Here is a 12,464-nt window from a genome sequence, read left to right as displayed (position 1 = left end):
TGCTAACGAGTTAGGCCGTATGCCGCAGCGGAGTCGCTACCTGCCGCCGTTGCAGCGAATGAATGTGATGAAATAGGCTCCAGCAATATTCTTCTGGCAGTCCACAAGTGGCGGCTCCTCGCATGACCACGCTGGAGTACCACTCGTTGGGAGCAATTTCTGCGTGGGTCTTGCTGATTACCGAGTAGGTGCGGGTTTGCGCGTAGGCTTGCCCGTTGGCGGTGACGGTGACCATTTCGTGGCAGTAGCCTTCTTCGCGCAGGTCGAGGGCAGGGCTGAGCCGCCAAGGCAGGTGGTAGAGCACGCCCTGCACCGTAGAAGCAGGGTGCGGAACGACATCGAGCACACCGCAGTTGCGCAGGCGCGATCGCCGAAAGAACCCCAGCCGATACCCGGCGAGCGTTGCTGGCCCAACCACATAGTCGTGGGTGCTTTCGCCCAGGGAGCGTTTTAGATCGACTGGGCACATGCAGGAGCCGTAGGCAAAGTAGTAGAAGCGATCGTCCGGGTTGTGGAGGGGAATAACACTCGTCATGGGCGGTCGTTGAGAGCGGAGGGTTGAGAGTAACGGTATTGTTCCCATCCCCTCCTGGGAGGGGATGGAAGCAAGACTAAGGCCAAGAGCAAAGCTCTGCAATAAAAAGGACTACAAACGCAATCTACGGTTTTCCGGTCGGAATGCCGATGATTGGTGCTGTTACTTTCGTTTATATCACTCTATTTCCTAAGGAGAAAGGTTTCTTGATTAAGCCTTGACAAGTCTTTAAAGTGTCTGATCAAAGCTTTTAAACAAGTTGAACAATCCTGTCCCAGATTGTCGATTTAGGGGAATGTAGGGGTCAGGGATTGGCTACGAGGCGATCGCGCCCCTGCTGCTTGGCCTGATACAGCAGCCCATCGGCAGTGCGGATCAGATTGATGGGGTTGAGCGTGGCCGAGGGTAGACAGGTGGCCACCCCCAGGCTAATGGTGACCCAAGGGCCAACGGCAGACTTGGCGTGGGGAAGGTGCAGCGCCTTCACCGCTTGGCGCAGGGTTTCGGCTAGGTAGATGGCTCCGGCTCTATCGGTGTTGGGCAAGATCACCGCAAACTCTTCGCCGCCGTAGCGGACGGGCAGGTCAGTGGCACGACGGGGGGGAATCGCGATCGCCTGGGCAATCTGGCACAGGCAAGCATCGCCCGATTGGTGGCCATAGTGGTCGTTGTAGAGTTTGAAATAGTCTACATCGAGCAAAATTAGCGACAGGGGCAGACGATCGCGCACCGAGCGTCGCCATTCTTGCTCTAGATATTGGTCAAAGTGGCGGCGGTTGGCAATGCCCGTCAGCCCGTCCACGAGGGTGAGCCGCTGTAGCTCTTGGTTGGCGTTTTGCAGAGCTTGCTCGGTCTGGCTGCGCACCTCAATTTCTTGCTGGAGACGATGGTTGGTCTGGTTGAGACTGGCGGTGCGGGCGGCGATCTGAGCCTCTAGGTCAGCATTAAACTGCTGAAGCAGAGTAGTCTGCTGGTCGAGGTTGGCAAATAGCTGGCCCACCGATCGCGACAGTTGGGCAATCTCGTCCTGCCCCGAAAAAACTGGCATGGGGGCGCGGGTGGTGCCGGTGCGCAGACCCTCGGCGGTGTGGGCGATCGCCATGACTGGCTTCACCATTTGCCCAGCGATATACCAGCTGAGAGCACCGCCTAGTACCCCTAGGGCAAGGCCCCAGAGACAAATGCTGTGCTTGAGCGATCGCGCCGCAGCAAAAGCCTCCTGAGTGGGCTGATGCACCAGTACCACCCAGCCCAGGCCGGGATAGCTGCGATAGCCCTGGGTCTGTGCGTAGCCCGTTAGGGTCGGCGCGTTGTCTAGCCAGGGCTCTATCATTGCCTCGGTTTCGCCTTGTTGAGCGGCTTGAAAGCTTTTTAGACCACTCAAATTGACTGGTGCGCTGATATCGTCAGAGCTGCGGCCCGGCCCGAGCAACACGTCTCCAGTGCTCGACAAAATCTGAATTTCTACCTGTTTGTAGTCTTTTAGCGGCTGAAGCAGGTTGTCTCGCAGGGCAGTGGCCCACTGCCAGTAAAGGTGTCCGCCCAGCACTCCCACTAGCGTACCCGTGTTATCGACCACGGGGGCGGTGACATCCACCAGGCGCAGGGGGTCAGAGCTGGGGTTGGGCACCAGGGCGGTGAGCAACTTGGCCGAGTGCACATCCTGCACGTTGGGACGGGTCCGACCTTCAATGAACCAGGGCCGCTTGGAGACATTGGCTCCAGTTAACAGCCCGTGGGTGCTGGCCATCACAATGCCCCGCGAGTCGGTGAGGCCAATCCAAGCGAAGTCGCTGAAGGCCTCTTGCATGCGATCGAGCAGCATTTGTTTTTGGGCGGTAGGGCGCTGGGGCGATCGCATCTCCTCCAGCGAGGCCAGAGTTTGAATTTCTTGATAATAGATAAACATGTCGCGATCGAGCGCCCCTGCCAGCTGGTAGGCCATCTGGGCCATCAGCTCACCACGGTCAGCCTGGATCTGGCGCTGGCTAATGTCACCAACAATACAGGCCAGAAGCACGGAAAAAATGAGGATAGTGGTAGCGATCGCAGCCCCTAGCCGACGACGGAAGCTGCGGCGTAAATTTAGCTGATTTAGCCAAAATTGAGCGGTTCTCAAAGCTGGTAACTGACTCTAGGGGCATTATGCCCATTACCCAATGCGTTGTCGATCCAGACTGGGGGGCGCTACAGGTAGCCAGCCGCCTGCATGGTGAACAGGCGGGCATAGCGACCATCCTGGTGCAGCAGCTCCTCGTGGCTGCCCTGCTCGATTAGCCTACCGTTAGCCAGCACAATAATGTTATCGGCCCGTCGCACCGTCGAGAAGCGGTGGGAAATTAGGATCGCCATCTGATCCTGAGTGGCTTCGCGAAACTGCTCAAACAGACGGGTTTCGGCTTCGGCATCCATGGCTGAAGTCGGTTCATCCAGCACCAAAATATCGGCGTCGGTACGCATAAAGGCGCGGGAGAGGGCGATCTTCTGCCACTGCCCGCCGGAAAGCTCTTGCCCGCCAAAGAACCATTTCCCCAGCTGGGTATTGAAACCCTCCGGCAGGTCTTCGATGAATTCGGTGGCGGTGCCTTTGGCGGCGGCGACCTGCCAGCGCTGGGCATCCTCAAAGTCGGTGACATCGCCGACGCCAATGTTTTCGCCCACCTTAAACTGGTAGCGCACAAAGTCTTGAAAAATCACGCCGATGCGCTGCTGCACCACCTCGGCATCCCACTCCTGCAGGTCGCGGCCATCCAGCAGAATGCGGCCCTGGCTGGGGGTGTAGAGCCGGGTGAGCAGCTTGATCAACGTGGTTTTGCCCGAGCCGTTTTCGCCCACGATCGCCATCTTTTCCCCCGGCTTTAGGTGAAACGAGACGTTCTCTAGGGCCAAGCGATCGCTGCCCGGATAGCTAAAGGACACCTGCTCAAACCGCAACCCATCACCAGGGTCAAGGCCTCGATCGGCTATTCCCATATCCTCCGGCACCGACTGTTCGAGAAACTCGTAGAGGTTGGCCAGGTAGAGCCCGTCCTCGTACATGCCGCCGATCGCCGTGAGGGTGCTGGCAAAGGTGGTCTGCCCCTGTCGAAACACCGTCAGGTACATGGTCAACTCGCCTAGAGAAATGCGACCTGCGATCGCCTCCAGCACAATCCAGCAGTAGGCCAGGTAAAACGATACGGTGCTCAGCAACCCCAGCCCGTAGCTCCAGCCGCTGCGGCGCACGGTCAGGCTGCGGTCTTCTTTATAGAGACGCTGAAAAATATCTTGGTAGCGCTCTAGCAGCAGCGGCCCCAGGCCAAACAGCTTCACCTCCTTGGCAAAATCCTCCCGCGCCAGCAGCGCCTCCAGGTAAATTTGCTGGCGGGTTTCGGGCGATCGCCACTTAAACAGGCGAAAGGCCTCCCCTGCGAACTGGGTCTCAGCGATGAATGCGGGTAGAGTAGCCACGGCCAGCAGCGCCACCGCCCAGCCCGAAAATTGCAGCAGCAATCCCCCAAAGGTGAGCAGCGACAGCAAGTCCTGCACGACTCCAAAGGTGCGGTTGACCATGCTCAGGGGCCGCGACGACGCCTCGCGCCGAGCCTGGGTCATCTTGTCGTAAAACTCAGAATCTTCGAAGTAGGTCAGCGGTAGGGTTTGGGCCTTTTCGAGAATCATCACGTTGACCCGCTGCCCCAGCAGCACCCGCAGCAGCGATTGGCATAGGGTCAAGCCCTGGCGCGCTCCCGCCAAGCCTGCCACCAACACAGCCTCCAGCGCCAGGTACATCAGCGCTGCCTGACGATCGATCGCTAATCCTGACTGGGCCGCCTTGACCACGCCATCGACAATCAGCTTGCCAACGTAGGCGATCGCCGCCGGCAGCAAGCCCGCCACCAATGTCAGCAGCCCCAGCGCCACCGTCAGCCGCCAGTCGGTCTGCCACACCAGCTGAGTGGCGCGCTGCCCATAGCGATACATCCCAAGCGACTGACCCAGATTGCGCCACGAAGCTTTTTTGGGGGGAGCTGTAACCCGTTTTACCCTGTATTCACTCATTTTTCTACGATAGCGCCTTGGCTAGGGAGGGTGAGTGGGTAAGGGGTGAGGGGGATGGGGAAGGCGAGGGAGATGAGGAAGATAAGGGGGTGAGAGAGGGGATGAATGGTTATTGCATCGGCGGGATAGCGACACCGGATGCAACCGGGCCATGCTCTTCCACAGATTGGGAGCTGTTTGAAACAGTGGTTGGCTCTTCTGGCTGTACGCCGGTTAGGTATTCGGGATGCATCAATTCCCGCGCCTTGAGCACAATCAAATACTCATAAAACGCCTGGAGGGTGCACCAAGCGAGCCCGGCTCGGCCATCGCGCCAGCCACCGAGAATAAACATCATGTAGAGCCACCGAGTTAGGGGACGCAGGGGCAGTCGCAGCGAGAGATCCTTCAGCGCTCGCCGCCGCTCGACTTCAGATTTGCCCCAAATCATGGCCCGCCAGTCCACCCTGCCGCTTTGCAACTGCCGCAGGGTTTCAGCCGCCTCGTCAGTTGAGTAGCGGTTGTGCTTATCAATCCAGCGGCTGAGCCCTTTGCTACAGGTGTAGTGGGGGTAAGTCTCCTGCAAAAAGCCGGTGGTGCCGTCCACGATCTCGCGCTCGGTGTGACCGTAGTCGTCGAACCAGACTTTGCCCCGCCGCAGCAGCCGCAGCTGGTAGCGCGGAAACTGGGTGCTGCGGCGAATCCAGCTGCCCATAAACATGACCCGCTCGGCCACGTAGTAGCCAGCTTTATCGCCATTAGCAATCACATCCAAACATTCGGCAAACAGCTCTGGCGTCATGCGCTCGTCGGCTTCGAGAATGTAGGCCCAGTCGTGGTGGTAGGGCACATGCTCTAGCATCCAGGTGCGCTGCTGGCCGTGGCTGGCGAAAGGATGTTCGATGAAGCGAATGGGGTATTGGGTGGCGATGGTTTTGGTGCGATCGCTGCTACACGAGTCCACCACAATTACATCGTCGGACAGCAGGGCCGACTCAATACAAGCGGCAATATCCCGCTCCTCATTGTGGGTCAGTATAAAAATTGAGAACATAGTCGCGGCACATCCCAACGCTAGACAGGAAATCCTCTCTGGTTTAGAGAACCCATTTTGGCTCCCGAACTGAAATTTACCCGGCAACTATATAGCCAGCCATAGTTCTGAAATATCTTTACTTCCTCGTTATTGCTGTCCAACAAAAAGGGGCAGCCAGTGGCTGCCCCGGGGGGTCACTAATAGGTTTCAAACAGTAGGCTGTAGCGCTTAGTCGATGGCTTTTTTCATTGCATCCTTCACATCTTCTTTAGCATGGGTAGCTTGGGCTTCGGCCTGCTTGGCATGCCCCTCGGCCTTGCTCCTGGTATCGCCCGTAATTTCACCCGCAGCCGCCTGCACTTTGCCCTCAATATTTTGAGCAGTGGCCTTGACGCGATCTTCAATAGACATCGGGTTAATTTCCTTAAACGAAAATCTTCCCCCACTTTAGAGTTAAGCCCAATGGTATACATCCCCAGAAAGTAGCAACCGGGCTCTACATTTCGACAGAGACTCAGGTGGGGATATCCGTCTTGGGAGCGGCGTAGAACCCAGCTCAATCCCGCGTTACACTGTTAAAAACGCGTATTTGGGCGTCTTCGGTCTATGAGTTTAGAGATTAAAGCCGTGCAGGCACCGTATGGCGATGCGACGTACCGTACGCCGCCCCCAGATTTACCCTCCTTGCTGCTCAAGGAGCGGATTGTGTATCTGGGCCTGCCCCTGTTTTCAGGGGATGACATCAAACAGCAGGTGGGTATTGACGTTACTGAGCTGATCATTGCTCAGCTGCTCTTCTTACAGTTTGATGACCCCGACAAGCCGATCTTCTTCTACATCAACTCTACCGGCACCTCTTGGCACGACGGCAACATGATTGGCTACGACACCGAAGCCTTTGCCATCTGCGACACCATGAACTACATCAAGCCCCCGGTGCACACCATCTGCATTGGTCAGGCCATGGGGTCGGCGGCGGTGATTTTGGCGGCGGGCACTAAGGGCTATCGGGCTAGTCTGCCCCACGCTCGCATTGTGCTCAACCAGCCTCGCAGCGGTGCCCAGGGCCAAGCCACCGACATCGAAATTCGGGCTAAGGAAGTGCTCGACAACAAGCGCTCCATGATGAGCATTCTGGCTAGGAGCACTGGCAAAACCCTAGAGCAGGTGCTGCGCGATTCTGATCGCATGTTCTACATGAACCCAGAAGAAGCCAAGGAATACGGCATCATCGACCGGGTGCTGTCTAGCCGCAAAGAGCTGCCGGTGCCCGCCGGGGCAGGGCTCTAGGCCCAAGTATCAGGTTGAGGGGCGACGGCGCAGCCTCCCCGGAGGGGAATCGCCTCTCAAAGCCGGTCTTTAACCATCCCACGTCCGTTGTTTTATTTTTAGGTTGAAAGAGCACTATGCCCATCGGCACTCCCAAAGTTCCCTATCGTTTGCCCGGTAGCCAGTACTCCCAGTGGGTCGACATCTACACCCGCCTAAACCAGGAGCGGATTATTTTTCTCGGTCAAGAGGTCACCGACACTCTGGCCAACTCCATCGTGGCAGCCATGCTGTACCTCGACTCCGACGATAACACTAAGCCCATTTACCTCTACATCAACTCCCCCGGGGGGTCGGTGACGGCGGGCATGGCCATCTACGACACCATGCAGTACATCAAGTCTGACGTGGTTACGATTTGTCTGGGTCTGGCCGCTTCCATGGGGGCGTTTTTGCTGGCGGCGGGCAGCAACGGCAAGCGGGTTGCTCTCCCCCACTCGCGCATCATGATTCACCAGCCCATGGGCGGCACCGGGCGGCAGCGTCTCCAAGCGAGCGACATTGCCATTGAGGCCAAAGAAATTCTGCGAGTTCGTCAAGAACTCAACGAAATGATGGCCCGTCACACCGGTCGCTCCATCGAGCAAATCCAAAAGGACACCGATCGCGACTACTTCATGTCGGCAGAAGAGGCTGTTGCCTACGGCCTAATCGACCGAGTAATTGAAGACCGCTCTCAGGAACTTGTCTCTCCTGCCACCGCTGCGGTGTAATTGGCTGCGCCATTTCTGCCGACAGTTGGCAGAATAGGGCCAGCACACGTACCTCATTCTATTGAGTTAGCGAACCATGGCGCTGGCGCACTACTACCGCATATTGGGGCTTAGAACCGGGGCCAGCTTTGGCGATGTCAAGCTGGCCTATCGCAATCTAGCCCGGCTATATCACCCCGACATCAACCCCGGTGATCAGTTAGCAAAAGAAAAATTCATTCAGGTGACTCAGGCCTATCAGGCTCTGGTGAACGCGCTGCCCGTGGAAGCCGTAGCGGCTCAGCGCAAAGCCGCTCCCAGTCAGGTCACTAAAGCACCTGCCCAAACAACCCCATCCGCTGCAGCTCCCCGCCCCTCAGTACCCATCACCTCTCCACCTGCCAAAGAGGTCGAATTCACTGTCAGCCCTACCCCTGGGGGTTCAGAAGCCGATCAACAGCTGAAGGTAAACAGCTTTAAGCAGCTGCGAGAGCTGTTTCAGGGGCAGCGTTTTCCCCGAGCGGTGGCCCTGGTAGAAGGGCTGGTGCAGCGCTTCCCAGATGACCCAGAAATTCGCCAGTGGCACGCGATCACTTATTACCGCTGGGGGCACGACTTGCTCAACCACGGCAACCTTCAAAAAGCTGAAGCCTGCCTGAAAAAGGCCCGCCGCGTCGATCCTCAAAATCGCTCTTTGCGCCAGGCCCTGCACCACGACTTTCAGCGTCTAGAGCAGATGCGTCAGGCCCCTGTACCTCAGGCCCAGTAGCAACGACTTGCGTTAAGGCTTTCTACCGGTTCACAATCAAGCTCTCGAACCATCGCTCGAAGCGAACGGCTAGAGCACTGAGGGAATACTCGGTTTCGGCCTGGCGACGGCAGGCGTAGCGATCGAGTTGATCGATTTTGGCGATCGCACTCACTAACCCCTGCACATCGTCCGGCGGCACTAGCCAGCCGGTCTTGCCCGGCTGCACAATTTCAGCCGGGCCACCGCGGGCGTAGGCAATCACCGGCACACCACAGGCCAGAGCCTCGATCGCCACATTACCAAAAGCTTCGACCCAACGTGGGGTCATCACCAGGGCACGACACTGGCGCAGCACCTGCTGTAGTTCGTGGGTGGGCAAAAACCCCAGGTAGCAGTCGGCCGTTCGGGGAAAGCGATCGCAAAGGCTCTGCCAGTAGGCAGTGTCCTCCAGCTTGCCCAAAATCTTTAGGGGAGCCTGGGCGATTTCGGCTGCCTCTAGAGCATCCTCTAGCCCTTTCTCAGGGGAAATGCGCCCCAGCCAGGCCAGAGCATCGCCAGGGGATGAGCAAAATTCGTATAGCTCTAAATCAATGGCGCTGCTGAGCAGCTCAAAGGCATCGGCCACCCCAAACGTTTCAGCCTGGGTGCGCGTGTAGGCCCCCAAGCGCCGGGGAAACTGCTGAGCCACCTGGTAGATGGCCTCATCCATCGCATCGCTGAGGGAGCCCATAGTGACAAAGTGAGCTACCGGAGTAACAAAAAACTCTGTTAGGTAGAAAGGCAACCAGTCGTAGGCCAGGTTGACGATCAGGTCAAACTCGGCCTGGTGCTGACGGGCGTAGCGCCACATCGCGCCTAGCGCACTGTCTGCGGGGAGCACGACTGGCGCGCTGCGTCCCTGGGTGTGGGCTGTGGGCTGCAACTGTCCCGGCACCGTCACAATGGCAACATCCCCGAGGCTCGACCCCTCAGGGGCCAGTACAGTGACATGGTGCCCGCGATCGCGCATGCCCTGGGTCAAGTTGAGCAGGGTGAGCTCAACCCCGCCCCCCAAACCAGACCCTAGCGGCCCTACGGGAGTTGAGACAAACAACAGGCGAAGGGAAAGAGTCATGGGAGAGATAGAAAGATCGGGAAATAGGGAGGTCAGGGGATCGGGCGCTAGTTAGCTGGGGGGAAGACGATGGCCCTCTGGAGTCAGTCTTTGGCCATCGCTGTCGTAGGGTGAGTCCAAGGAGGCTGTCTCAGGGGGCAGCGCCGCTGAATAGGTCGCCGCGGGGATGCGGTTGAGCTGACTGAGCGCCCACTGTGCAGTCTCCTGCACGCCAGCATCGGGGTCTTGGGTCGCGTGGGCCAACATGTGGCTGAGCTGCACCACCGTGTCGTAAATCCGGCTCAGATCGCGAATGGCATTTTTGCGCACCTCGGGGCTGGGGTCTTGCAGGCCTAAAGCCAAAGCTCTATGCATGGGCTTTAGGCTACGGCTACTAATTTCAGCCAGGGCGGCGAGGATGAGGCTTTTCTCCTGGGAATCAGCATCGAGCAGGCTGTTAATCAGAGGCTGAATAGCTTCAGAATGGCCACGCTGACCTAGCTCCCAAATGGCATGGCGACGTATCGCCCCATCGCGGTTATCTAGCCCGTGGATCAATGAATCCACAATATCCCCCGAGGTCAGACGGGTGGTAGCATCTAGAGTCAGGTCAGTGGCCGTCGCAGGTGGGGTTGCCAGACCGAGGGCCGGGGAGGCTAACACCTCTGTATGTTCCACGGTGCCCAGGGGAGCAGTGGAAGCGTCTGAGGTAAGGGCAGGTTCAGCACCACTCTTGGCCTGTGGGGCTGCGCTGGGTACTCGCTCTAAGTTAGCTGTGGAACGCTTTGCCGATCGCCCCTGCCCCAAGAACCGCCAGCCCCCCAAACAACCGGCCAGCGCCAGCCCCCCCAGCACTAGCCACGTCCAGCGGCGACCCGACTCAGCAGTCTCAACCGGTGGGGCGGTCTCAACCACCGAAGGTTCAGCCCCCTGGTCTTGATCCGCAGGGGTCTGAGCTGGTGCAGCGGGCTCAGACCTAGGCGACTCAGCCGGTGCAGAAGCAGTGGCCAGCCCTGAAGCGGAGGCCTCAGCCACCGCCACCGCAGGCGTCGCTGCTGATGGCGCTGCTACCTCAGTTGTCGGAAACAGCACTGGGGTCTCTGGTTGAGGGGATGTATTCTCAGTCAGCAGTTGAGGCGTGCTCATCCGCTGCCAAGTGGCTTGATCAAGAGTGCCACTGGCGGGTAGCCCAGCCTTTGACTGAAAAGCTGCGATCGCCTCCTGAGTTTGCCCCCTATAACGGCCATCCATAGGCCCTTGGTAGAGACCTAGCAACCGCATCTGCCGCTGGAGCATCATGACATCGTCGCTTTCGGTCCCCGGCTGCAGCAGCACGGGGTTGGGAGCAGATGCCGCTGTCTGGGTGGGCTCTGGGTCGGTAGCGGCTTTGGCGATCGCAGACTCTAACCCCGACAAGCCAGTTATAATCAAACCCGCAACCAGAGTTAAGACAGCAAACCTCACCCCAGAAGCACTGCGGCAGCCCAGACCTCTCCCTGGCGTTAGCATTCTAAGTCTCATATCGGCCCATAGCTGGCGGCGACGGTTGCCCAGTGTGGATGCCCCTAAGGTAACTTAACCTGCTGAGGGCGGCGTGATCTAGGGTGGATGGGTAGGGAGTAGATGGGTGGGGAGTGGCGACTGAACGACTCCACTAGACGTACTCATTTGCAGGATTACCTGACTTCTCCACCTACCCTTTCTTCTCAGCAAGGCTACGGCAGCGATTAGCTCAAAACTCTGCCCTACCCATCCACCCATCTACCCATCCGCTCCCCACCCTAATCCGGCTCCACCGGGGTACTCTCCCCCGAGGTCGCCGTCTCGTAGGCCAAGGTTAACTGCCGCAGTTTCTGAGCCAGGACGTCGCGCTGGTTAATCAGGTAAATGCTGACCAGGGTAAAGCTGACTCCCAACCACTGCAACAGACTTAAGGTTTCACCCAAAAACAGGTTGCCAAACAGCAGGGCAAATACTGGGGTCAAAAAGGTTAGGGCGCTGAGACTGGTGAGGTTACCCTGAGCCGCTAAGAAGAAGAAAATGCCGTAGGCCAAGGCACTACCAAAGATGGTCGCATAGGCGATCGCCCCCCAATCCAACCCCGTTAACCCCTGCCAAGGCTGCACTTCTCCCAGGGATGACAGCACAAATAAAGGAATGCCCCCCAGCACCATGTGCCAGCCTGTGGCCACAACAGGGTCGACATGGCGGCAAACGTAGCGAATCAGAATTGTGCCGGTGGCCATCGACAGGGCAGCCAACAGCATCAGCCATTCGCCTCCTTGCGAAAGGGTGGTGAGGGCCGTGCCATCGGTCAGCCAGGCAGTGTCGCCGTGGAAGAGCGAAAAAATCCATTCGTCGGGCAGGCCCAGCAGACTGATACCCGCAATGCCCCACAACAGGCCAATCCAGCCGAGGGCACCAATGTACTCACCAAACAGGCCTCGCGCCATGACCGCCACCGCTAGGGGTTGAGAGTCAATCATCACCGAGCCGAGGCCTGCCCCAGTGCGCTGTAGGCCCGCCGCCAAAAATCCTTGAAACAGCGCACCATCTACCAAAGCAAAGAGCGCTATCCAAAGCCAGCCCTGGCGGCTAATGGCTTGGGGACGGCCCAAAAACAACCCCACCAACAGTACGAGCATGCCAGCGGGCACCAGCCGTATACCCGCCATAAAGAACGGTGTGGTGTGAGGCATAGCTCCCTTCATCGCCACCATAGCTGTGCCCCACAAAAAGAAGGGCGCAATCAGCACAATGGGGTTGCGAGTGGCCGATTGGGGAACGGAGACTGAGTCCATGGTAGGGAAATGAAGGGAGATAGTTTAAATACCCGCAAGGGCGAGCGCAGCGGCCAAAAAGGCTTTCTTTAAGGAATGTTAACGCAGTTCGGGGTAGGGTGCTGTCCTGCCCAGGATCGCTCAACCCCTAACGGGCTGAGGCGCTAACGCCCCGCCATAGTGTTGTTTTGGCTACAATAGACCCTGGCCCTAGCACGCTCAGTGCCA

11 protein-coding genes are annotated in these 12,464 nt (G+C 58.2%); 3 read left to right on the top strand and 8 right to left on the bottom strand.

Features of this window, described 5'->3' with window-relative positions:
- Positions 1–10: 10 nt before the first annotated feature.
- From NC979_RS09275 to NC979_RS09255, 5 genes are all read right to left on the bottom strand, one after another.
- A complete protein-coding gene (locus NC979_RS09275) occupies positions 11–535 on the bottom strand; it encodes a gamma-glutamylcyclotransferase (RefSeq protein WP_199308631.1) in 525 nt (174 codons plus the stop codon).
- A 304-nt stretch (positions 536–839) separates the two neighbouring features.
- Complete coding sequence (locus NC979_RS09270; RefSeq protein ID WP_190514835.1) at positions 840–2,654, bottom strand: diguanylate cyclase; 1,815 nt, start codon at positions 2,652–2,654, stop codon at positions 840–842.
- Between the two features lie 68 nt (positions 2,655–2,722).
- Positions 2,723–4,576, bottom strand: a complete 1,854-nt coding sequence (locus NC979_RS09265) for an ABC transporter ATP-binding protein (RefSeq protein WP_242023794.1) — start codon at positions 4,574–4,576, stop codon at positions 2,723–2,725.
- Positions 4,577–4,685: 109 nt separating this feature from the next.
- Positions 4,686–5,609, bottom strand: a complete 924-nt coding sequence (locus NC979_RS09260; protein ID WP_190514834.1) for a glycosyltransferase family 2 protein — start codon at positions 5,607–5,609, stop codon at positions 4,686–4,688.
- Between the two features lie 210 nt (positions 5,610–5,819).
- The gene (locus NC979_RS09255; RefSeq protein ID WP_190514833.1) at positions 5,820–6,002 is read right to left on the bottom strand and encodes a CsbD family protein; all 183 of its coding nucleotides are present in this window, start codon (positions 6,000–6,002) and stop codon (positions 5,820–5,822) included.
- Between the two features lie 195 nt (positions 6,003–6,197).
- Here NC979_RS09255 and NC979_RS09250 point away from each other — a divergent pair, with 195 nt between their 5' ends.
- From NC979_RS09250 to NC979_RS09240, 3 genes are all read left to right on the top strand, one after another.
- Positions 6,198–6,881 carry an ATP-dependent Clp protease proteolytic subunit gene (locus NC979_RS09250; protein WP_190514832.1) on the top strand — a complete coding sequence of 228 codons (684 nt, stop codon included), beginning with the start codon at positions 6,198–6,200 and terminating at the stop codon, positions 6,879–6,881.
- Between the two features lie 116 nt (positions 6,882–6,997).
- Positions 6,998–7,633, top strand: coding sequence for an ATP-dependent Clp protease proteolytic subunit (locus NC979_RS09245; protein WP_190514831.1), 636 nt, complete (start codon positions 6,998–7,000; stop codon positions 7,631–7,633).
- A 76-nt stretch (positions 7,634–7,709) separates the two neighbouring features.
- On the top strand, positions 7,710–8,381 hold the full coding sequence (locus NC979_RS09240) for a J domain-containing protein (protein WP_190514830.1): 672 nt from the start codon (positions 7,710–7,712) through the stop codon (positions 8,379–8,381).
- Positions 8,382–8,403: 22 nt separating this feature from the next.
- Here NC979_RS09240 and NC979_RS09235 read toward each other — a convergent pair whose 3' ends face one another.
- The 3 genes from NC979_RS09235 to NC979_RS09225 form a co-directional block, all read right to left on the bottom strand.
- Positions 8,404–9,477, bottom strand: coding sequence for a glycosyltransferase family 4 protein (locus NC979_RS09235; protein WP_190514829.1), 1,074 nt, complete (start codon positions 9,475–9,477; stop codon positions 8,404–8,406).
- A 51-nt stretch (positions 9,478–9,528) separates the two neighbouring features.
- Positions 9,529–10,887, bottom strand: a complete 1,359-nt coding sequence (locus NC979_RS09230; protein ID WP_199308630.1) for a HEAT repeat domain-containing protein — start codon at positions 10,885–10,887, stop codon at positions 9,529–9,531.
- 350 nt (positions 10,888–11,237) lie between these two features.
- Positions 11,238–12,257 (bottom strand): DMT family transporter, encoded by a 1,020-nt coding sequence (locus NC979_RS09225; RefSeq protein WP_190514828.1) that lies wholly within the window; start codon positions 12,255–12,257, stop codon positions 11,238–11,240.
- Positions 12,258–12,464 lie beyond the last annotated feature (207 nt).

The sequence above is a fragment of the Leptolyngbya subtilissima AS-A7 genome (genome assembly GCF_039962255.1).
Lineage (GTDB): Bacteria > Cyanobacteriota > Cyanobacteriia > Phormidesmidales > Phormidesmidaceae > Nodosilinea.
The sequence above is the reverse complement of the archived record's forward strand: the minus strand, read 5'-3'. Positions and strand labels throughout refer to the sequence as shown.

What these genes read in the sequence shown, in the direction of transcription:
- NC979_RS09275 (WP_199308631.1), bottom strand. Translation starts at nt 535, where the DNA reads ATGACGAGTGTTATTCCCCTCCACAACCCGGACGATCGCTTCTACTAC.
- NC979_RS09265 (WP_242023794.1), bottom strand. Translation starts at nt 4,576, where the DNA reads ATGAGTGAATACAGGGTAAAACGGGTTACAGCTCCCCCCAAAAAAGCT.
- NC979_RS09260 (WP_190514834.1), bottom strand. Translation starts at nt 5,609, where the DNA reads ATGTTCTCAATTTTTATACTGACCCACAATGAGGAGCGGGATATTGCC.
- NC979_RS09255 (WP_190514833.1), bottom strand. Translation starts at nt 6,002, where the DNA reads ATGTCTATTGAAGATCGCGTCAAGGCCACTGCTCAAAATATTGAGGGC.
- NC979_RS09250 (WP_190514832.1), top strand. Translation starts at nt 6,198, where the DNA reads ATGAGTTTAGAGATTAAAGCCGTGCAGGCACCGTATGGCGATGCGACG.
- NC979_RS09245 (WP_190514831.1), top strand. Translation starts at nt 6,998, where the DNA reads ATGCCCATCGGCACTCCCAAAGTTCCCTATCGTTTGCCCGGTAGCCAG.
- NC979_RS09240 (WP_190514830.1), top strand. Translation starts at nt 7,710, where the DNA reads ATGGCGCTGGCGCACTACTACCGCATATTGGGGCTTAGAACCGGGGCC.
- NC979_RS09235 (WP_190514829.1), bottom strand. Translation starts at nt 9,477, where the DNA reads ATGACTCTTTCCCTTCGCCTGTTGTTTGTCTCAACTCCCGTAGGGCCG.
- NC979_RS09225 (WP_190514828.1), bottom strand. Translation starts at nt 12,257, where the DNA reads ATGGACTCAGTCTCCGTTCCCCAATCGGCCACTCGCAACCCCATTGTG.